Source organism: Streptomyces sp. NPDC048825, assembly GCF_043198355.1.
Classification (GTDB): Bacteria; Actinomycetota; Actinomycetes; order Streptomycetales; family Streptomycetaceae; genus Streptomyces; species Streptomyces xiangluensis.
The window spans coordinates 355,380-375,966 of record NZ_JBICUR010000002.1 but is presented as its reverse complement, the minus strand read 5'-3'; the positions used below and the strand labels follow the sequence as shown (position 1 = coordinate 375,966).

At 69.3% G+C, this 20,587-nt stretch carries 18 protein-coding genes and 1 riboswitch; of the genes, 9 read left to right on the top strand and 9 right to left on the bottom strand.

Translation table 11 applies throughout. The features are described 5' to 3' along the window. Nucleotide 1: 1 nt before the first annotated feature. Complete coding sequence (locus ACGFNK_RS07065; protein WP_393413271.1) at nt 2-550, bottom strand: flavin reductase family protein; 549 nt, start codon at nt 548-550, stop codon at nt 2-4. Nucleotides 551-1,025: 475 nt separating this feature from the next. Here ACGFNK_RS07065 and cdgB point away from each other — a divergent pair, with 475 nt between their 5' ends. After that, nucleotides 1,026-2,714 (top strand): diguanylate cyclase CdgB, encoded by a 1,689-nt coding sequence (gene cdgB, locus ACGFNK_RS07060; protein ID WP_393412743.1) that lies wholly within the window; start codon nt 1,026-1,028, stop codon nt 2,712-2,714. 118 nt (nt 2,715-2,832) lie between these two features. Beyond that, the gene (locus tag ACGFNK_RS07055) at nt 2,833-3,816 is read left to right on the top strand and encodes a carbohydrate-binding protein (protein ID WP_393412741.1); all 984 of its coding nucleotides are present in this window, start codon (nt 2,833-2,835) and stop codon (nt 3,814-3,816) included. Nucleotides 3,817-4,334: 518 nt separating this feature from the next. Here ACGFNK_RS07055 and ACGFNK_RS07050 read toward each other — a convergent pair. The 3 genes from ACGFNK_RS07050 to ACGFNK_RS07040 form a co-directional block, all read right to left on the bottom strand. Then, entirely contained in the window at nt 4,335-5,264 is a 930-nt protein-coding gene (locus ACGFNK_RS07050) for a 1-phosphofructokinase family hexose kinase (protein ID WP_393412739.1), read from the bottom strand. A gap of 116 nt (nt 5,265-5,380) precedes the next feature. Next, nucleotides 5,381-6,526, bottom strand: coding sequence for an N-acetylglucosamine-6-phosphate deacetylase (gene nagA, locus ACGFNK_RS07045; RefSeq protein WP_393412737.1), 1,146 nt, complete (start codon nt 6,524-6,526; stop codon nt 5,381-5,383). After that, nucleotides 6,526-7,476 carry an ROK family protein gene (locus ACGFNK_RS07040; RefSeq protein WP_393412735.1) on the bottom strand — a complete coding sequence of 317 codons (951 nt, stop codon included), beginning with the start codon at nt 7,474-7,476 and terminating at the stop codon, nt 6,526-6,528. Before ACGFNK_RS07040 ends, nagA begins: the two co-directional genes overlap by 1 nt. Nucleotides 7,477-7,628: 152 nt before the next feature. Between ACGFNK_RS07040 and ACGFNK_RS07035 the strand changes: the two genes are divergently transcribed. From ACGFNK_RS07035 to otsB, 3 genes are all read left to right on the top strand, one after another. Further along, on the top strand, nt 7,629-8,867 hold the full coding sequence (locus ACGFNK_RS07035) for an ABC transporter substrate-binding protein (RefSeq protein WP_393412733.1): 1,239 nt from the start codon (nt 7,629-7,631) through the stop codon (nt 8,865-8,867). Nucleotides 8,868-9,084: 217 nt separating this feature from the next. Further along, a complete protein-coding gene (locus ACGFNK_RS07030; protein ID WP_386354617.1) occupies nt 9,085-9,315 on the top strand; it encodes a DUF3263 domain-containing protein in 231 nt (76 codons plus the stop codon). Between the two features lie 27 nt (nt 9,316-9,342). Continuing rightward, on the top strand, nt 9,343-10,218 hold the full coding sequence (otsB, locus tag ACGFNK_RS07025) for a trehalose-phosphatase (protein ID WP_386354620.1): 876 nt from the start codon (nt 9,343-9,345) through the stop codon (nt 10,216-10,218). Between the two features lie 182 nt (nt 10,219-10,400). Here otsB and ACGFNK_RS07020 read toward each other — a convergent pair whose 3' ends face one another. Both ACGFNK_RS07020 and ACGFNK_RS07015 read right to left on the bottom strand, forming a co-directional pair. Continuing rightward, nucleotides 10,401-11,795, bottom strand: coding sequence for a trehalose-6-phosphate synthase (locus tag ACGFNK_RS07020; protein WP_393412730.1), 1,395 nt, complete (start codon nt 11,793-11,795; stop codon nt 10,401-10,403). A gap of 193 nt (nt 11,796-11,988) precedes the next feature. After that, on the bottom strand, nt 11,989-12,963 hold the full coding sequence (locus ACGFNK_RS07015) for a glucosyl-3-phosphoglycerate synthase (RefSeq protein WP_393412728.1): 975 nt from the start codon (nt 12,961-12,963) through the stop codon (nt 11,989-11,991). 191 nt (nt 12,964-13,154) lie between these two features. After that, nucleotides 13,155-13,313, top strand: a riboswitch (SAM riboswitch). A gap of 16 nt (nt 13,314-13,329) precedes the next feature. Here ACGFNK_RS07015 and thrC point away from each other — a divergent pair. From thrC to groL, 4 genes are all read left to right on the top strand, one after another. After that, nucleotides 13,330-14,664, top strand: a complete 1,335-nt coding sequence (gene thrC, locus ACGFNK_RS07010; RefSeq protein ID WP_393412726.1) for a threonine synthase — start codon at nt 13,330-13,332, stop codon at nt 14,662-14,664. Nucleotides 14,665-14,830: 166 nt separating this feature from the next. Next, complete coding sequence (locus tag ACGFNK_RS07005; RefSeq protein ID WP_119103018.1) at nt 14,831-15,106, top strand: MoaD/ThiS family protein; 276 nt, start codon at nt 14,831-14,833, stop codon at nt 15,104-15,106. A 455-nt stretch (nt 15,107-15,561) separates the two neighbouring features. After that, on the top strand, nt 15,562-15,768 hold the full coding sequence (locus ACGFNK_RS07000) for a cold-shock protein (RefSeq protein ID WP_007493268.1): 207 nt from the start codon (nt 15,562-15,564) through the stop codon (nt 15,766-15,768). 301 nt (nt 15,769-16,069) lie between these two features. Then, complete coding sequence (gene groL / locus ACGFNK_RS06995; RefSeq protein ID WP_393412724.1) at nt 16,070-17,698, top strand: chaperonin GroEL; 1,629 nt, start codon at nt 16,070-16,072, stop codon at nt 17,696-17,698. Between the two features lie 152 nt (nt 17,699-17,850). Here groL and ACGFNK_RS06990 read toward each other — a convergent pair whose 3' ends face one another. The 3 genes from ACGFNK_RS06990 to ACGFNK_RS06980 all read right to left on the bottom strand — a co-directional run bounded on the left by ACGFNK_RS06990 (nt 17,851) and on the right by ACGFNK_RS06980 (nt 20,524). Then, nucleotides 17,851-18,438: a hypothetical protein gene (locus ACGFNK_RS06990; protein ID WP_393412722.1), complete on the bottom strand. Its 588-nt coding sequence runs from the start codon at nt 18,436-18,438 to the stop codon at nt 17,851-17,853. Between the two features lie 103 nt (nt 18,439-18,541). After that, nucleotides 18,542-19,519 carry an N-acetylmuramic acid 6-phosphate etherase gene (gene murQ, locus ACGFNK_RS06985; protein ID WP_393412720.1) on the bottom strand — a complete coding sequence of 326 codons (978 nt, stop codon included), beginning with the start codon at nt 19,517-19,519 and terminating at the stop codon, nt 18,542-18,544. An 81-nt stretch (nt 19,520-19,600) separates the two neighbouring features. Then, complete coding sequence (locus tag ACGFNK_RS06980; protein WP_386354643.1) at nt 19,601-20,524, bottom strand: MurR/RpiR family transcriptional regulator; 924 nt, start codon at nt 20,522-20,524, stop codon at nt 19,601-19,603. Nucleotides 20,525-20,587 lie beyond the last annotated feature (63 nt).

Sequence of the window (20,587 nt, the reverse complement as noted above, 5' to 3'; positions counted from 1 at the left end):
CCTACCCCAACTGCCGGTACCGCCCCTTGAAGTACGCCAACGGCCCCCCGTCCGCACTCGGCACCGACGCCGTCAGCACCCGCCCGATCACCAGCGTGTGATCGCCCGCAGGCACCCGCTGCTCGGTCCTGCACTCCAGGGTCGCCAGGGCGCCGCCCACGAGCAGCGCCCCGGAGGCCTCTCCGCGTACGTACGGAATGTCCTCGAAGAGGAGGCGGTCGGAGATACGGCCCTTCATGGCGAAGCGGCCCGCGATATGGCGCTGACTCTCGGAGAGGACCGAGACCGCCCACAGGGGCTGTTCGGCGAGCAGGTCGTCCATGCGGGAGCCGTCGCGCAGGCTGACCAGGACCAGGGGCGGGTCCAGGGACACGGACATGAAGGCGGTCGCCGTCATCCCGACGTCCTCACCGCCCGGCCCGTCGGGATCCAGCGCGGGCTCGTGCGCGGTCACCAGCACCACGCCCGCGGCCAGCCGGGACATGGCGGCGCGGAACTCGTCGTCACTCACCCCATCAGCATGCCCGTCGGTGGTGGGGGTCAGGGGCATACGTGGGGCAGGAGGAGTCGTCAGCACGCGCAAGACGCTAGTCTCCGCGCTCCGGTCCGCGCATCGGACCAGCGCCCGAGCCGGGACCTAGGACCGATGCCCGACGCCGTCCGGACACCGACATCCGCCCGCCGTCCGGCGACGTTCGTGCCGGGTCCGGGGTAACCTCACAGGCTCGACATATTCGCGTTCAGTAAAACGCACGGTGAAAACACAGAAACTCTACTCAACTGCTCATCTTTAGCTGTGACTTGAGTCACAAGGGCCATATTTTGTTGACCCTGTGTACCGAGTGGGCAGCGCGCTGTGATTCAGTGGCGGGGACGCTGCAATCGATAGGCGATCCGGGGATCGGCCAGGCGATCAGTAAGCGACCAGTCCATAGTCGGTAGTCGATCAGTACAGACGAGAGAGAAGACAGGCGAGAAGCCCGGACAACTCTGGAGTTGCTGTCGAGGTCTCGGGGAGAGCGAGCATGGAGACCGAGTCGGAGCCGTACGTCCGTCTTGCGACCCTGCGGCAGCTGCATCAGGTCATGGCCGACATGAACACGGCACGCAGCCTGGCCGACACGCTGCAGACCGTCGCCGACGGAGTCGTGACGGGTCTGGGTTACGAAATCGCCGCCGTCAATCTCGTACGCCCCGACGGGGACCTCGTCGTCGCCGCCTTCGCGGGCAACTCCGCCGCCGAGGCGCTCATCACCGGCCGCGTCGGCTCCCGCGCCTCCTGGGAGCGCCGGCTGAGCATGGGCGAGGCCTGGGGCGACCTGCGTTTCATACCCCACACCGAGGGCTGGGTCCTCGACGACGACGACGTTCCGCAGTGGTACACCGACGGCCCCGCGCCTCGCTTCGAGGACGAGTGGCACCCCTCCGACCGCCTCTTCGCGCCCATGTACACGCCCGGCGTGCCCGGTGGCGCCTGCGGTGAGCTGATCGGCGTGCTCTCCGTCGACCGCCCGCGCAACGGACGGCTTCCCGGCGCCTGGGGGCGCGAGGCCCTGCAGATGTACGCGTTCCAGGCCGCCATCGCGATCAGCAACGCCCGGCTCAGGGCCAATATGCAGCGGGCCCTCGTCCGTCTGGAGCGGGAGCAGCAGGCCCTGCGCGCCAGCGAGGAGAGCTTCCGCCAGGCCTTCGAGTACGCCCCCTCCGGCATGGCCATCGCCGAGATGGGCGGCGACCAGCACGGGCGCATCCTGCGGACCAACGACGCGTTGTGCCGCCTCCTCGGCCGCCCCGCCTCCGCGATGCGCCGCTACTCCTTCTCCGACCTCGTGCACCCGGAGGACATCGGCACCCTGCTGCGTACGTCCGCGGAGGGCGGGCGCGCCGAACTGCGGCTCGGGCGCCGCGACGGGACGTACGTCTGGGTCTCCCTGCGCAACAGCGTGGTCGCGGACGCCACCGACGGGCCGCGCTTCCTGCTCACCCACGTCGAGGACATAGAGGAGCGCAAGCGCCGCGAGCTCCAGCTCGCCCACCGCGCCTCGCACGACTCGCTCACCGGACTGCCGAACTCCGCCGAACTGCGCGCCCGGCTCTCCGCCCGGCTGTGCAGCCGCCCCACGTCCGTGGCCCCCGGCCCGGTGGACACGCTGGACGCGGCCTACGCGCAGCACGGTGAGTACGGGGAACACGGCTTGGCGCCCGCGTACGACGGGGACGGGCACGGTTTCGACTTCCGGCCGGGTCCCGAGGCCTTCGACGCGTACGACCATCACGTGCACACCGTCGCACCGCAGGGCGAAACGGACGACGGCACGAAGGGCCTCGCGGTGCTCTTCTGCGACCTCGACGGCTTCAAGTCGATCAACGACCGCTTCGGGCACAACGCCGGCGACGCCGTGCTGATCGAGGTGGCGCGGCGGCTGGGCAGCGGCGTCCGGGACGGGGACACGGTCGCGCGGCTCGGCGGCGACGAGTTCGTGGTCCTCGCCGACGGGCTCGGCCGGGCCGACGCGCAGGACCTCGCGGTCCGGCTGCGCAACGAGATCATCCAGCCGATCCGGGTCGACGGCCGCGCGATGCGGGTCGGTGCGAGCTTCGGCATCGGATGGGCACATTGCGGGATGACTGCGGACGAAGTGTTGAAGTCCGCTGACGAGCGGATGTACGTAGAGAAACGGTCTCGTCCCAAAGCTCATCGGCGTGCGGGCTGAGGCGCAGGTCAGCGGTGTTGTGCGAGCTGAGTCACCCGTTTGGGGCCTGTGGAGCGGGTAGGCTCGCCCTTCTACTCACCCATCGCATCTGCACCACACTCGTTTAGGAGACCTAGGGATGACGCCCGGCAACAGCGGCGCGAGCACGCCCGAGGACGACGACCCGTTCGGCTATCTGTACGCCGACGGTCAGGCCGCCGGAGCCACGCCGCCCGATGGAAGCGGCGGCTATGGCTACCCCGGTTCGGTCAACCGGGTGCGGGCGGTCGGCGAGCGCAAGTACGGCCAGCAGGCCCAGCAGGCTTCCCAGACAGCCCCGACCGCGCAGTACGCGCAGGCTCCGGCGCAGCAGGGTCAGGGCACGTACGGTCAGTCCCACTACCAGGCCCCGGAGACGTTCCCCGGCGGCACGCCCACGACCCGTACGCCCCTGCCGGGCAGCGGCGGTAGCGGGGGCGGTGGCGGCCGTGGCCGTGGTCCCAACACCAAGGGCCTCCTGATCGGCGCGATCGCTGTGGTCGCGGCCGTCGTGATCGGCATCGGGGTCGCGATGCTCAGTGACGGCGACGGTGAGAACGCGGGCGACGACGCGGCGGGTCCGACCCCGACGGCGGGGCAGAACACCGAGCCGAGCGCGTCGGCTTCGAAGCCGGCGAAAGACGAGGACGTGAAGCTGCCGGAGATCGACGCGAAGACGCTGAAGCTCGGGGGCAGCGCGCAGGTGGCTTCGGACGTCGACGGTTCCCGTGCCGAGGGCGGTACGTACGTGGCGGGGCTGAATGCGGTCGGTTCCACGGTCACCTGGACGGTTGACGATATCCCCGAGAAGGGTCTCTACACCTTCTTCGCGGGATACAGCGTCGCCAACAAGGACCGCCAGGAGATGACGCTCATCGTCAACGGCAAGCCGTTCGGCAGCAAGCTGAACATGAGCAACTTCGCGGGTGCCAAGGACGGCTTCGAGAACGGCTGGCAGAAGACCTACGCGTGGCCCACGCTCAACAAGGGCACCAATACGATTTCGCTGGCCTGCCAGGCCGGGGACAAGTGCGATGTGCTTCTGGACCAGATGTGGCTGAAGAAGGGCCAGGTCAAGGACTAGCGCCCGGAGGGGGATCCGCGCCGATGGCCGCCCAGGCGCTTGCGCGCTCCGACGGCCATCGTGTCAGGTCCTTCAGATACGTCCGCCCTCGACGCACATGATGGCTACCCAGCCTGTCCTGCCGCCCCAGGTCACCTTGACCCAGTCATTGTCCGAAGGGCCGCCGGACCAGCAGGTGTACGAGCCGCCGCTGTTATTTCTCGTGCACGGGGTCGTGGTGCAAGGCACCCTAGTGTCAGCATCCCTGATGGTCGCGATCTTGGCGGACGAGGTGCTCGCACTGGCACGGATGGTGAAATCGTGGCCGTTTTTCTGCCAGACGCCGGCTCGATCGGCTGCCGAGGCTGTGGAACTCATGGAGGCGACGAGGCCCACCGAGGCGGCGCCGACGGCTGCGAGTTGCGCCAACTTCCTTACGCGGTACATAACTTCCCCCAACGAGAAGTGGATCTTTGGTCGCTGGCGATCATATGTTCCAAGCGGTTGGGGGGTGGGGTGTTTATCGGCCGAAGGCGGTCTCACGCCGCTGTGACGTCCTCGCTCACAGCGACTCGGCCCACCAACTCCTCGTACGCCCGGGCATCGAACTCGCCCGCCGCAGGCGCCAGCACCGTCGCCGTCGACAACGCGACCGCGCGGGCCAGCCTCTCCGGCCAAGGCAAGTTCTCCACCAGCCCCGACAGCAGGCCCGCGACCACCGAGTCGCCCGCACCCGTCGGGTTGCCCTCGACCGGGCCAGGCGGAGTCGCTCGCCAGCGGCCCTCCGCGTTCAGGGCCAGGAGGCCCTCCGGGCCCAGGGAGGCGACCACTGTGTGGGCGCCTCGGCGGCGGGCGTCCCGCGTGGCCTGGAGGGGCTCGTGGGAGCCGGTGAGTTCGGCCAGTTCGTCGGTGTTCGGTTTGACGAGGTCGGGGCGGGCGGCGACGCCTCGGCGCAGGGGTTCGCCGCTGGTGTCGAGGAGGACCGGGACCGACAAGGACCGAGCCGCGCGAACCAGTTGGGCGTACGCGCCTACCGGGACGCCGGGCGGGAGGCTGCCGCACAGGGCTACCGCGGAGACGGCGGGCAGCAGGTCCTCGTACACGTCCTGGAACGCGCGCCACTCCGCGGGGGAGACGAGCGGGCCCGGCTCGTTGAGTTGAGTCGTGTCACCGGTCGTCGTGTCGACCACCGCGATCGTGCGACGGGTCGGGCCCGTCACCGGGACCAGCGCGTCCACGACGCCCGGTGTGGACGTGAGCTGATCCTTCAGGGCCCGCCCGGTCTCCCCGCCCACGAAACCCGTCGCCGTCACCTCGTGGCCGAGTGCCGCCAGCACGCGGGCCACGTTCAGGCCCTTGCCGCCGGGGCGTTCGGTCACCTCGGTGACGCGGTGCGAGGTGTGCGGGCGCAGGGACGGTACGTGGTAGGTGATGTCGAGAGCGGTGTTCAGCGTGACCGTGAGGATCACCTGGGCCGACCTCCCCCCGCGTGCGCGCTTCCCTTGTCCGGATGACCGATCATGCCAGGGTGACGGCGGTCGGCCCAGTTCCGCAGGCCAGCCGCCCGGCTCAACAAACGGCAGAATCAGCCCAGTTGGGGCTCAACCACCCATTCTCCCCGGCGCATCACACCCTTGATGGCGAAGTCCGCGTCCAGGATCACCAGGTCCGCGTCCTTGCCCGGTTCCAGCGAGCCCACCCGGTCGTACAGGCCGAGCAGCCTGGCCGGGGTGGCGGAGATGGCGGCGACCACGTCCTCGACGGGCAACTGGTCCACGGTGACGGCCCGCTTGAAGGCACGGTCGAGGGTCAGGGTCGAGCCCGCGATGGAGCCGCCCTCCACCAGCCGCGCCACGCCCTCGCTGACCTCGACCTCCAGCGGGCCGAGCAGATAACGGCCGTCGCCGAAACCGGCCGCATCCATCGCGTCCGTGATGAACGCCACCCGGTCCGCGCCCGCGTGATGGAACGCCAGCTGGAGGGACGCCGGATGCAGATGCGTACCGTCATTGATCAGCTCGACCGTGATCCGCTCGTCCTCCAGGAGCGCGGCGATCGGACCCGGAGTGCGGTGACCGAGGACGGGCATCGCGTTGTAGAGGTGCGTCGCCACGGTGGCGCCCGCCTCGATGGCCTCCACCGTCTGCTCGTACGTCGCGTCCGTGTGCCCGATCGCCGCGATCACCCCGTGCTCCGCGAGGAGGCGTACGGAGTCGACGCCGCCCGGCAGTTCCGTGGCGAGCGTCACCATCTTGGCCTGGCCGCGCGCCGCGTCGATCAGCTTGCGCACCTCCGCCGGGTCCGGGTCGCGCAGCAGTTCCTCGGAGTGCGCGCCCTTGCGGCACGGCGAGATGAACGGTCCCTCGAAGTGGATGCCCGCGATGTCGCCCTGCTCGGCCAGCTCGGAGAGCAGCCCGGCGCGTTGGGCCAGCGCGTCCATGTCGACGGTGACGGTCGTCGCGACGGTGGTCGTGGTGCCGTGCAGGCGGTGCGTGTGGACGCCCTTGAGGATGTCGTCGACCGTGCCGGAGGTGAAGGAGGCGCCTCCACCGCCGTGGTTGTGGATGTCGACGAATCCGGGGACCAGCCAGTGGCCGGTCAGGTCCAGTACGTCGGCGTCGCCGGGAGCGCTCCCGGCGATACGCGTGCCGTCGACGATCACGCGTCCGCCGTCCACGATCCCGGTGGGCAGCACCACCTGGGCACCGGCGAGCACTTTGCTAGTGGCCATCAGGTGGTTACCTCCGAGGGGGCAGTTGGTGTGGTGGCCAGCAGGTCCCAGGCCAGCAGCCCGGCGCCCAGGCAGCCGGCCGTGTCCCCGAGCGCCGCCGGGACGATCGTGGGCAGCTTCTGGAAGGTCACCCGGCGCTCGACCGCCGCCCGTAGCGGTGTGAACAAGGTTTCCCTCGCCTCGGCCAGGCCGCCACCGATGATCAGTGTGCGCGGGTCCAGCAGGGTGAGCGCGGTGACGAGGCCGTCCGCGAGCGCGTCCACCGCCTCCTGCCAGACCGCGAGCGCCCGGGGGTCCCCGGACTCCACGGCCTTCGCGCAGTCGGCCGCGTCCGCCTGAGCATCACCGGACGTCTCGGCCCAGGCCGCGCTCACCGCCGACGCGGACGCGAACCGCTCCAGGCATCCGCGCTGCCCGCACGGACACAGGGTGCCTCCGGGGCGTACGACGATGTGGCCGATCTCGCCCGCGAAGCCGTGGGCGCCCGCCTCCACCCGGCCGTCGATACCGATCGCGCCCGCGATCCCGGTACCGAGCGGCACGAACAGGAACCGGTCGGCTCCCCGCCCCGCCCCGAGCCGACCCTCGGCGAGGCCGCCGGTGCGCACATCGTGCCCGAGGGCGACCGGGACGCCGTACAGCCGCTCGCCGAGCAGATCCCGCAGCGGTACGTCACGCCAGCCGAGGTTGGCCGCGTACACCGCGAGGCCCCGCTCGGCGTCCACGATGCCGGGGACGGCTATGCCGGCGGCGGACGCGGGTTCGCCGAAGTGGTGCTCGCCGTGCGCGCGCAGCTCGGCTGCGAAGCCGAGGATCGACTCCACCACGGCGTCGGGGCCGCGCTCCCGGCCCGTGGCGCGGCGGGCCTGGTACAGCAGTGCGCCGTCCGCCCCCACGAGGGCGGCCTTCATCCCGGTGCCGCCCACATCGAGGGCGATGACGTGTCTCACGGGGTACAGTCTCGCCTCTGACCCCCCAAGAGGTCTAGTCCACTCGAGTATTGTAGACCTTGGCATTCCGGTTGTTCGGGCTTCAACTTTCGTGATGAGTGCGACAGATAGGGAAAACAGCGGTGCGGCGACGTGTGTCAGGTTTCATCTCGATGGTGTCCGCAATGGGCGTGACGGCGGCACTCGGCGGCTGCTCCGGCGACACCGGGGCCACCCCGAACACCACGCTCAAGCTGGTGGCCGCCGACTACGGCGACTCCGAGGCGAACAGCTCCCAGAAGTACTGGGACAAGCTGGTCAAGGAGTACGAGAAAGAGAACCCCGGCATAGAAGTCGACGTCAGCGTCTATTCCTGGAACGAGGTCGACGCCAAGGTCAAACAGATGGTCGCCGACGGGGAGGCGCCCGATATGGCGCAGATCGGCGCGTACGCCGACTACGCCGCGAAGGGGCAGCTGTACGAGGTCGACGAACTGCTCTCGATACCCGTCCAGGCCGACTTCGTCTCGAGACTCGCCGAGGCGGGCGAGGTGGGCCGGGTGCAGTACGGCATGCCGTTCGCCTCCTCGACGCGGCTGCTGTTCTACAACAAGGAGCTCTTCGACGAGGCCGGCCTCACCCCGCCGCAGAGCTGGAGTGAACTGGCCGCCGCCGCCAGGGCTCTGAAGTCCCGCGGCGTCGAGACGCCGTACGCGCTGCCCCTCGGACCCGAGGAGGCCCAGGCCGAGACCATGATGTGGCTGCTGAGCGGCGGCGACGGCTACACCGGCACCGTGGGCTCGTACGGCCTCGACTCCGACGAGAACATCTCCACCTTCAACTGGCTCAAGAACGACCTGGTGGGCAAGGGCCTCACCGGGCCGACGCCGCCCGGCGAACTCAACCGCGCCGACGCCTTCGAGGCGTTCACGCGCGGCGAGGTCGGCATGCTGAACGGTCACCCCTCGCTGATGCAGGCCGCCGAGAAGAAGGGCGTGGACTACGGCATGGTGCCGATGCCCGGCATCAACGGCAGGGCCAAGGCCACGATGGGTGTCGCCGACTGGATGATGGCGTTCAAGGAGAACGGCAACGGCGAGGAGATCGGTGAGTTCCTCGACTTCGTCTACAGCGAGAAGAACGTGCTCGAGTTCTCCCACGAGTACGACTTGCTGCCCGTGACCACCTCCGCCTCAGAGGCGATGGCCGAGGACAAGAACGACAAGGATCTCGACCCGTTCCTGTCCGAGCTTGAGAACGCCGAGCTGTATCCCGTAGCCAAGACGTCCTGGGCGCAGGTCAGCGCCGATATCAAGCAGCAGATCGGCAAGGCGGTGGGGCCGAATGCGCGGCCTGCTGCGGTTCTCGGGTCGCTGCAGCGGTCGGCTTCGGCGGCCGAGGGCGCGGAGTAGTTCCGCTGGTTGCGCAGGGTGCCTAATAGCTCGGGGTTCGATGTCGTGTGGTGGCTGCGGGTGCGTTGCGGCTGGTCGCTCCCCCACTCTCGACTTCGCTCGAGCGGGGGGACCCCCATCGCGGCGGAGCCGCAAATCGATACAGCCCGCGCCCCTAGGAGGCCTCCGGCCTCCATCGGGGCCTGCGGCCCCCTCCGGGCACGGGTACCGTGCGGGCATGGCAGAAGAGCTCACCCCGCTGGAGCGTGACGTACTCGCATTGGAGCGGCGTGGCTGGGCTTCGCCCGGGGCCAAGGAGCGGGCCATACGGGAGGAGTTGGGGATGGGGCCGGTTCGGTACTACCAGCTGCTGAATGCCCTGCTTGATGCGCCGCGTGCTCTGGCCCATGACCCGGTGACCGTGAACCGGCTGCGTCGAATACGGGACGCTCGCCGGGCCGAGCGCTGACAGATCGCTGACGGATAGGGTCGCCGTATGGGCAGCCAAGCGGACCCCTCAAAGACCCCGACGCCATTGCCGACTCCTGCGACGCCGGCCGGACGTGACGGCCTCGACGCCATCCTCGCGCGACCCGAACGGGCCGTACTCGCCTTCGACTTCGACGGCACCCTCGCCCCGATCGTCCCCGACCCCGAGCAGGCCCGCGCCCACCCCGACGCGGTCCCGGCGCTCGCCGCCCTCGCCCCGAAGGTCGCCTCCGTCGCCGTCGTCACCGGCCGCCCGGCCGATGTCGCGGTCCGCCACGGCGGCTTCGCGGACGTACCCGGCCTTGAACACCTGGTCGTCCTCGGCCACTACGGCGCCGAACGCTGGGACGCGGTCACCGGCACCGTCACGGCGCCCCCGCCCCACCCCGGCGTCGCCGCCGTCCGCGCCGAACTGCCCGGCGTCCTCGACCGTTCCGGCGCCTGGCAGGGCACCTGGATCGAGGAGAAGGGCCGCGCCGTCGCCGTCCACACCCGCCGCGCCTCGGACCCACAGGCCGCCTTCGACGCCCTGCGCGAACCCCTCACCGACCTCGCCACCCGCCACGGCCTGGTCGTCGAACCGGGCCGCCTGGTCCTGGAGCTGCGCCCGCCGGGCATGGACAAGGGCGTAGCGCTCAGCGAGTACGTACGAGAGATCGGCGCTGGGGCGGTGGCATACGCGGGCGATGACCTGGGGGATCTCCCGGCGTTCGCCGCGGTCGAGAAGCTGCGCTCCGAGGGCGTACCCGGCTTGCTGGTCTGCAGCGGCAGCACCGAGGTGACGGAACTGCAGAAGCGCGCGGACCTGGTGGTGGACGGCCCGACAGGTGTCGTACACCTCCTGGCATCACTGGCAACGCAGCTGAAGCAGCCCCGCCCCTGAAAACAGGCCGCAGGCCCGCTTTTCCAGGGGCGCGGGGCTGTATCGATGTGCGGCTCCGCCGCGATGGGGGTCCCCCCGCTCGAGCGAAGTCGAGAGTGGGGGAGCGACCAGCCACAACAAACCCGCACCCGCCACACGGCATCGAGCCCCGAGCTACTGGGCACCCCGCAAAACCAGCGGAGCTAACTCGCAGCGCGCAGCGCGTCCAGCTGGTCCAGGAACCACTGGGCCGGTGGAAGCGCAGTAGCCGCGGCGGCCAGCCGCTTGGTGCGCTGCGCCCGCTCGTCCAGCGGCATCGACAACGCTTCGTGCAGGGCGCGGGCGGTGCCCGAAACGTCGTACGGGTTCACCACGATCGCGTCCTCGCCCAGCTCCTCGTACGCCCCCGCCTCCCGCGAGAGCACCAGCGCGCACCCCGCGTCGGAGACGACCGGCACCTCCTTGGCGACGAGGTTCATCCCGTCGCGGATCGGGTTGACGAGGGCCACGTCGGCCAGCCGGTACGCGGCGAGCGAGCGGGCGAAGTCGTCCTTCAGGTGGAGCACGACCGGGGTCCAGCCAGGCGTCCCGTACTGGGAGTTGATCTCGTCCGCGAGCCGTTGCACCTCGGTCATGTAGTCGCGGTACACGGCCAGGTCCTGCCGCGAGGGATACGCGAGGGCCACGTGCACGACGCGCTCGCGCCACGACGGCTGGTCCTCCAGCAACTGCCGGTACGCCAGCAGCCCCCGAACGATGTTCTTCGACAGCTCCGTCCGGTCCACCCGCACGATCGCCTTGCGGCCCTCGCCGATCTGCTCGCGCAGCGAAACCATGCGCTCGTCCACGTCGGCCTCATGCGACCGCTTCCGCAGGAAGTCCGCGTCCGCACCGAGCCCGTGCACACCGATCCGCGTACCCGACGGAATGCCGGGCCCCAGCACGGCATGACAGCAGTCGGTGAACGCGTCCGCCCACCGCTGGGTCAGGAACGCGGCCCGGTCGGCGCCCAGGATCCCGCCGAGCAACTGCGCGGCGATGTCGTCGGGCAGCAGCCGGAAGTACTCCGGCGGAGCCCACGGTGTGTGAGAGAAGTGCCCGATCCGCAGGTCGGGGCGCAGTTCGCGCAGCATGCGGGGGGCCAGCGTCAGGTGGTAGTCCTGCACGAGCACGGCCGCGCCCTGTGCCGCCTCCTCGGCCAGGGCCTCCGCGAAGGCCCGGTTGTACGTCTCGAAGGACGCCCACTGCCTGCGGAACTCCGCGTCGAAGGCCGGCTCCAGTGGCGTCTGGTACAGCATGTGGCTCACGAACCACAGCACCGAGTTCGCGATGCCGTTGTACGCGTCCTCGTGCACGTCGGCCGGGATGTCCAGCATCCGTACGCCCTCTTCGCCGACGCCGCGGCGTACGGCCTCGCGGTCGCCGTCGCCCAGGGCCGAGCACACCCACAACGCGCCGGCCTCCGGGCCGATCGCGGAGAGACCGGAGACCAGGCCGCCGCCGCCGCGCTTGGCTTTGAGCGTCCCGGTCTCGTCCAGGGCGTACGAGACCGGGCCTCTGTTGGAGGCGACGAGGATCTGGGCTTGCGTTGATGCCATAGGGCTCAACTTAGCCCAGTGGGGCTTCGCTCAAACGTACGCCTCAGCGGGAGCGCGCCGCTGGGTTCCGCAGGGTGCCTAAGAGCTCGGGACGGGGTGTCGTGTGGCGGCTGCGGGTGAGTTGTGGCTGGTCGCGCAGTTCCCCGCGCCCCTGAAAGAAGGGCCTGCGGCCCTCTTTCAGGGGCGCGTTCGCCTACGCCGCCTTTCGTTCCGCGTACTCCTCGATCTCCGCCATCGGAGGGCGTTCCTCTGTGTCCACGGAGTACGTATGTGGCGCGAAGCCGGTCTCCACGCGTTCGAACTGTGTGATCCGCGGCCGGACCAGATGCCCGCGGGCCAGGCGGAGCTGGGCCGTGCGGTAGATCGCGGCGGCCATGCGGCCCAGGGCCTGGCCGTCCTGGTGGCGGTGCTTGCGGACGCCTACGTCCACCTGGGCGAGGGCGTCCAGGCCCACCAGGTGCAGGGCGTCGACCAGCATGCCCAGCTCGACGCCGTATCCGACGGGGAAGGGCAGCTGTTCGAGGAGGGAGCGGCGGGCCGCGTACTCCCCGCCGAGCGGCTGCACGAAGCCGGCCAGTTGCGGCCAGTGCATGTTCAGGATCGGGCGGGCCATCAGTTCCGTGACGCGGCCGCCCTGACCTGCGGCGGTCCTGCCGGAGGTGGGCTCGCCCGGCAGGTTCAGCGGGCGGTCGTACATCGCCTTGACGAGGTCCACGCCCGGATCGGTGAGCAGCGGACCGACGATCCCCGAGACGAAGTCCGCGGAGAACTCCTTCAGGTCCGCGTCGACGAAGGCGACGATGTCCCCGCTCGTGACCAGCAGCGAGCGCCACAGGACCTCGCCCTTGCCGGGGACGGCCGGTATGCGAGGGAGTATCTCGTCCCGGTGCACGACCCGGGCCCCCGCGTCGGCGGCGACCTCGGAGGTACGGTCCGTCGAGCCCGAGTCGATCACGACGATCTCGTCGACGAGGGGGACCTTCTTGGTCATCAGCTCACGGCGGATCACGGCGACGATCTCGCCGACGGTCTCCTCCTCGTTGAGCGCGGGCAGTACGACGCTCACCGTGGAGTTGGCCGCGCGCTTCGCGGCGATGAGCTTCTTCAGCGGGCGGTCGCCAACGGACCAGGAGCGCGTGTTCAGCCAGCGCTCGACGTCTTCCAGCACGTGCGGCTCTCCCTTGACATTGGACCGGGTTCGCGAGTGCCCGCTGGGGCAGCAGCTCGTGTGACTGTCATCTCGCGGTTCGGACTGGTCTCACCACGATCCAGGCCTTCGGTTACAGTCTTGAACAACGCTGATGACCATCGCATGTCGCGGGTCGTTGAGCCGACAACCACATACACACAACCGAATAGCGCTCATCCAGAGGGGCAGAGGGATACGGCCCGTTGAAGCCCCGGCAACCCTCCAGCCGGTTCTCGTACCGATCGAAGATGATCGATTCCGCGAGGCTCCCGGCTAGTGAAGGTGCCAAATCCGTCTCACGGCGAGATGCGTCGTGAGGAAGATGAGGAAAGGGCCTCGCCTCACATGGTTGCGCAGACAGTTGCAAGCACCACGAACACTGAAACCTCCGCCGACTCGGCGGCCCCCACGAACTCCGTGGACACCCCCTCCGTAGACCTCGGCCCCGCCGCCGCGCTCTCCTGCCGCGAATGCAGGCACCGCGTCCCGCTCGGCCCCGTCTTCGCCTGCGAGGAGTGTTTCGGCCCGCTGGAGATCGCGTACGACTTCTCGGCGTACGACACCGAGGAACTCCGTAAGCGCATCGAGGCGGGCCCCGCGAACATCTGGCGGTACGCGCCTCTCCTGCCCGTCCCCGCGGACGTGGCCACCAAGCCGAACATCAATCCCGGCTGGACCGAGCTGGTCAAGGCCGACAACCTCGCGCGCGAGCTGGGCGTCGAGCCCGGCAAGCTCTTCGTGAAGGACGACTCCGGCAACCCGACGCACTCCTTCAAGGACCGCGTCGTCGCCCAGGCCCTGGAGGCCGCCCGCGCCTTCGGCTTCACGACCCTCTCCTGCTCCTCGACGGGCAACCTCGCCGGTGCCGTCGGCGCCGCCGCCGCCCGCGCCGGCTTCCGTTCCTGCGTGTTCATCCCGCACGACCTGGAGCAGGGCAAGGTCGTCATGGCCGCGGTGTACGGCGGCGAGCTCGTCGGCATCGAGGGCAACTACGACGACGTGAACCGCTTCTGCTCCGAGCTGATCGGCGACCCGGCCGGCGAGGGCTGGGGCTTCGTCAACGTCAACCTGCGCCCGTACTACGCCGAGGGCTCCAAGACCCTCGCGTACGAGATCTGCGAGCAGCTCGGCTGGCAGCTCCCCGACCAGCTGGTGGTGCCCATCGCCTCCGGCTCGCAGCTCACGAAGATCGACAAGGGTCTGCAGGAGCTCATCAAGCTCGGGCTCGTGGAGGACAAGCCGTACAAGATCTTCGGCGCCCAGGCCGAGGGGTGCTCGCCGGTGTCCGTCGCCTACAAGGCGGGCCATGACGTCGTACGGCCGCAGAAGCCGAACACGATCGCGAAGTCCCTCGCGATCGGTAACCCCGCCGATGGTCCGTACGTGCTGGACATCGCGCGGCGTACGGGTGGCGCGGTCGAGGACGTCAACGATGAGCAGATCGTGGACGCGATCAAGTTGCTGGCGCGGACCGAGGGGATCTTCGCGGAGACCGCCGGTGGTGTGACGGTGGGGGTTGCGCGCAAGCTGATCGAGAACGGTGTGCTGGATCCGAGCCTCACGACTGTCGTCCTGAACACGGGTGACGGTCTCAAGACGTTGGATGCGGTGGCCGGGACCGGGCTCACCGCCACGATCCGACCCAGCCTCGACTCGTTCCGAGAGGCCGGCCTCGCGTAGCGCTTCGCGGGAAGGGCTGTATTCAAGCTGCAGGCCGGTGGGGGCTGGTCGCTCCCCCACTCTCGACTTCGCTCGAGCGGGGGACCCCCATCGCGGCGGAGCCGCAAACGTCACTGCCCCGCGCCCCTGGCGGGGCGCTCCATACCTGACCGGAGGTCATAACCCCATGAGCGTCAACGTTCGCATCCCCACCATCCTTCGCACCTACACCGGCGGTCAGGCCGAGGTCGCCGCTGAAGGGGCGACCCTCGCCGAGGTCATCGCCGACCTGGAGAAGAACCACACAGGTATCGCTGCGCGTGTCCTGGACGATCAGGGCAAGCTGCGCCGGTTCGTCAACGTGTACGTGAACGACGACGATGTGCGGTTCGAGCAGGGGCTGGAGACGGCGACGCCCGACGGGGCCGGCGTCTCGATCATTCCGGCCGTCGCCGGAGGCTGACCATCCGGTACAGTGCCGGAGGCTGATCGTTACCGTCGGTAATGCAGGTCACTCAGAGTTCATCGAATTGCCCCCTCCGTGAGTTAAACGGAGGGGGCAATTCTGTATGGTTGAGCGCGGTACAGTTGGGGAACTTGGTGCTCCTCCGGGCCGAATGCATGTGCATTCCTGTCGGATACCCGATGAGAAGTAGCCAAAGTGTGCGGGTCTTTTGCGTCTTTTGCTCCTTTTGTGGAGCCCGACTTGCCCCCCTCTAGGGTGAATTCTCCGTACATTCCGGATCGGCCATGCCCAGATTTCTCGTCCGATTGACCTGTTGCAGACGGCAGTTGGGCAGATACATTCAGCCGCGGTCGACGCGTTCCGGCGCACACCCCCAACCGTTGGGGGGTGAGGTCTGACCCGGATCCGCGAAGTGTGGATCTGTGCAAGGGCCAGTAATAGGGGAGTTAGGCATGGCTCAGGGCACCGTCAAGTGGTTCAACGCGGAGAAGGGGTACGGCTTCATCGCGGTCGACGGTGGTGCGGATGTATTCGTCCACTACAGCGCGATTCAGATGGACGGCTACCGCACCCTGGAGGAAGGTCAGCGGGTCGATTTTGAGATCTCGCAGGGCCAGAAGGGGCCGCAGGCGGACATGGTCCGACTGGCGACCGGCTGAAGCACGCGCCGACTGATCTGCAGCGACACGTTCTTCTTCCGAAGGGCTCGTACCTCAAGGGGTACGGGCCCTTCGGCATGCCTGTCGGCACCCCGCCCGCACTGTGGTAGCCGCTTGCACTCGACCACCCCGAGTGCTAATCATTGGCGTTAGCACTCTGAAGGTGAGAGTGACAACGAGGACCGGGTCGGTGAGGCCCGCAGGCCAAGTGGGGCAAGGAACCACGAGGCAGGCAGGCCGTCCGTCGCGGGCGCCAGCGCGGTCCGGAGCAATCCACCCCAGTCCGGGAGGACCACTTCACATGGCCAAGATCATCGCGTTCGACGAGGAGGCGCGGCGCGGCCTCGAGCGCGGGATGAACCAGCTCGCCGACGCCGTCAAGGTCACCCTCGGCCCCAAGGGCCGCAACGTCGTCCTCGAGAAGAAGTGGGGCGCCCCCACGATCACCAACGATGGTGTTTCCATCGCCAAGGAGATCGAACTCGAGGACCCGTACGAGAAGATCGGCGCCGAGCTGGTCAAGGAAGTCGCGAAGAAGACGGACGACGTTGCCGGTGACGGCACGACGACCGCGACCGTCCTGGCCCAGGCGCTGGTCAAGGAAGGCCTCCGCAACGTCGCCGCCGGTGCCAACCCCATGGCTCTGAAGCGCGGTATCGAGAAGGCCGTCGAGGCGGTCTCCGGTGCCCTGCTCGACCAGGCCAAGGACGTGGAGACCAAGGAGCAGATCGCTTCGACCGCCTCCATCTCCGCCGCCGACACCCAGATCGGCGAGCTCATCGCCGAGGCCATGGACAAGGTCGGCAAGGAAGGCGTCATCACCGTCGAGGAGTCCCAGACCTTCGGTCTGGAGCTGGAGCTCACCGAGGGTATGCGCTTCGACAAGGGCTACATCTCGGCGTACTTCGCCACCGACATGGAGCGTATGGAGGCCGTCCTCGACGACCCGTACATCCTGATCGCCAACTCGAAGATCAGCGCCGTCAAGGACCTGCTGCCGCTCCTCGAGAAGGTCATGCAGTCCGGCAAGCCGCTGCTGATCATCGCCGAGGACGTCGAGGGCGAGGCCCTGTCGACCCTGGTCGTCAACAAGATCCGCGGCACGTTCAAGTCCGTCGCCGTCAAGGCTCCGGGCTTCGGTGACCGCCGTAAGGCCATGCTCGGCGACATCGCCATCCTCACGGGCGGCGAGGTCATCTCCGAGGAGGTCGGCCTCAAGCTGGAGAACGCGACCCTGGACCTCCTGGGCCGCGCCCGCAAGGTCGTCATCACCAAGGACGAGACCACGATCGTCGACGGTGCCGGCGACACCGAGCAGGTCGGCGGCCGGGTCAACCAGATCCGCGCCGAGATCGAGAACTCCGACTCGGACTACGACCGCGAGAAGCTCCAGGAGCGCCTGGCGAAGCTGGCCGGCGGCGTGGCCGTCATCAAGGCCGGTGCCGCCACCGAGGTCGAGCTCAAGGAGCGCAAGCACCGCATCGAGGACGCCGTTCGCAACGCGAAGGCTGCCGTCGAGGAGGGCATCGTCGCCGGTGGTGGCGTGGCCCTGCTCCAGGCCTCCACGGTCTTCGAGAAGCTGGAGCTCGAGGGTGACGAGGCGACCGGCGCCAACGCCGTGCGGCTCGCCCTGGAGGCCCCGCTCAAGCAGATCGCCGTCAACGGTGGTCTCGAGGGTGGCGTCATCGTCGAGAAGGTGCGCAACCTGCCCATCGGCCACGGTCTGAACGCCGCGACCGGTGAGTACGTCGACATGATCGCCGAGGGCATCATCGACCCGGCGAAGGTCACGCGCTCTGCGCTGCAGAACGCCGCGTCCATCGCCGCGCTGTTCCTCACCACCGAGGCCGTCATCGCCGACAAGCCGGAGAAGGCCGGTGCCGGCGCCGGTGCCGGTGGCGGCATGCCGGGCGGTGACATGGACTTCTGATCCGGTTCTTTCGCCGGGTCGGACCCTCCCCCAAGCTCTCGGCTTCGCTCGAGCAGGGGGGACCTCCAGTCCAGTACCGAGGGCGGCATCCCTGTTCGCAGGGGTGCCGCCCTCGGCGTGTCCGACAGCGGCAGGGTCGTACGGCCGGAGTGCTACAGGTTCCCCATCGGCTCGATGTCGACCTTCACCGGTGTGCCCCAGATGCGCAGGACCTCGTAGTCGGTGAACTCGTGGACCAGGCGGTAGGCCATGCCGGGGTGGGGGCTGCGGCGCTGGGCGGCGAGGTACAGCTCGGCTTCCTGTTTGTCGCGGCGGGGTGTGCCGCAGAGCTGCCAGACCTGGCCGGTCCACATCTCCGGGAGCCAGCGCTGCTGGGGCTGGGGGCGGTCGCCCCGTACGCCGTAGCGGGATTTCGTGCGCTCGAGCGTCTCGTCCGGGGTGGTCGGACGGCCCTGGGAGAACGAGTCGTTGACCTTCGAGCGGCGGGCGACTCGGCGACGCGTCTCGCAGAGCAGGCACAGGTCGGGGGCGTCCTCGTCGACCGGTCCTGTGGGGTGCTCGGCGCAGCGCGTGGTGGGGGCCGCCGTGGTGACCGTTTCCTCCAGGAGGTCCAGCGCGCGCTTCAGGTCCGCCTTGACCTCGTGCAGCTTCGCGTCGGGCGTGTCCGAGCCCAGTGCCTCGCCGTGCTCGCCGAGAAGCCGCAGGGCGCGGCCCAGAGCGTTCAGCTGTGCGTGGTTCATGGTGGTCGTCCCCTCCCGGGAGCCGTGCTGCCGACGCCCCCAAGAATCACATGCGCCACTGACAAACACCCCAGGAGCCCGGGGCAGGCGGACCAGGCGGAGCTCAGTCGCTTGCGAGGGCCGCCTGAAGAGCCGCCCGGAGGTGGCCGTTCGCCTCGGTGAGCAGGCGGGCGGCGGTCGCGGCGTCGACGTCGGCGAGGAGGACGAGGATCGCGTTCTTCGTCTCGCCGTCGACCGCGCTCAGGGCCGCCTCGATCTGGTCGTCCGGCGCACCCGTGGCCAGCGCCACGATACGGCGCGAACGAGCCCGGAGCTTGTCGTTCGAGGCCCGTACGTCGACCATCAGGTTCCCGTACGTCTTGCCCAGGCGGATCATCGTGATCGTCGACAGCATGTTGAGGACCAGCTTCTGGGCCGTGCCCGCCTTCAGACGCGTCGAGCCGGTCAGCAGCTCGGGGCCCACGACCACCTCGATGCCGTGCTCGGCCGCCGCCGCGAGCGCGCTGTTCGCGTTGCAGGACAGGCCGATGGTCAGGGCGCCGAGTGCACGCGCGTGTTCCACCGCGCCGATCGCGTACGGGGTCCGGCCGGAGGCCGAGACACCGACCACCGTGTCGTCGGCGGTGATGCCCAACGCGGCCAGGTCCTCGGCCGCCAGCTCCTTGGAGTCCTCGGCGCCCTCGATGGAGTTGACCGTGGCGCTCGGGCCGCCCGCGATCAGGCCGACGACCTCGGAGGGGTCCGTGTTGAAGGTGGGCGGGCACTCGGACGCGTCGAGGATGCCCAGGCGGCCCGCGGTGCCCGCGCCCGCGTAGACCAGGCGTCCGCCGCGTGCCATACGGTCCGCGATGGCGTCGGTCGCGGCGGCGATACGCGGGAGCTGCGCGGCGACGGCGGTCGGTACGGTCGCGTCCTCGCCGTTCATGATCTTCGCGATCTCAAGGGTGGGCAACTGATCGATCCGGGCAAGCTCGGGACGGAACGCCTCGGTGGTCAGGGTCTCCAACTCGTCCCGTACGTCACGGAAGTTGGAGGTGGAGTGGGACTGGCGGTCGGAGGAGGCGTCGGCGGGGGAGGTCATGTGGGGCGGCTCTTTCCGGTGTTTCGTTCCGGTGCTGGCTTTCGTTACTCGTACTCGAGCACTTGTACGCGAGCCATGGGCCTAGCGCTGGGAGCCGCGCGGGCTGTGGCGGTGCGCGAGAGCCTCATAGGAAGCGGCCAGCGCGGGCGCCGCCGTCTCGTACGTCCGCTGGGCCACCCCTATGAACAGGCAGTCCACGACCAGCAGTTGGCTCGTACGGGACGACATGGCGGCCGGCCGCAACTCGCTCTCGCGGGCCGTCGACGTGGTGAGGACCTGGTCGGCGTACTGCGAGACCGGGCCGTCCGGGCGGCCGGTGATCGCGACCGTCGTGGCGCCCCGCTCGAAGGCGACCCGTAGCGGCTCGATGACGTCGCCGGTCGAACCGGAGTGGGTGATCGCGATGGCCACGTCCTTGGCGCGCAGCTGCACGGCGTTGGTGACCGCGAGGTGCGGGTCGCTGAACGCGTGGGCTATGAGGCCTATCCGCAGGAGCTTTTGGTGGAGGTCCTGGGCGACCAGGCCCGAGGCGCCGACTCCGTAGATGTCGATCCGGCCGGCCGCCGCGAGCGCGGAGACGGCCGCGCCGAGCTGGACCGTGTCCAGGCCTGCCGCGGTGTCGGCGAGGGTCTGCTGCTCGTCGTACGCCAGTTTCGCCACGACGTCGGCGATCGGGTCGTCGACTGCGATGTCGGCCGTGACGGCGGGGGCGCGGCCCGACTGCTGGTGGGCGGCGAGGCCGGCGAGGGCCAGGCGCAGGTCGCGGTAGCCGGGGTAGCCGAGGAGGCGGGCGGTGCGGACGACTGTGGCCTCGCTGGTGCCGGTTCGCTCCGCCAGGCCGGTGACTGTGAGGGCCGCGCAGCCTGCGGGGTCGCCGGCCACGGTTTCGGCGACCCGCTGCATGGAGCGGGTCATCGACGGGGCGAGCGTGCGCACTTTGGCCGCGAGGGCCGCCGGTGCCGGTGGCGCCTCGCCGGCGAAAATTTCCTTCACGTCTGGGGTCACCTTTGAAAGGTATTTTCGGTGGACTGGAGGGTCAAGGGGTGGCTCGGAGGCGCTTTCGTCTGC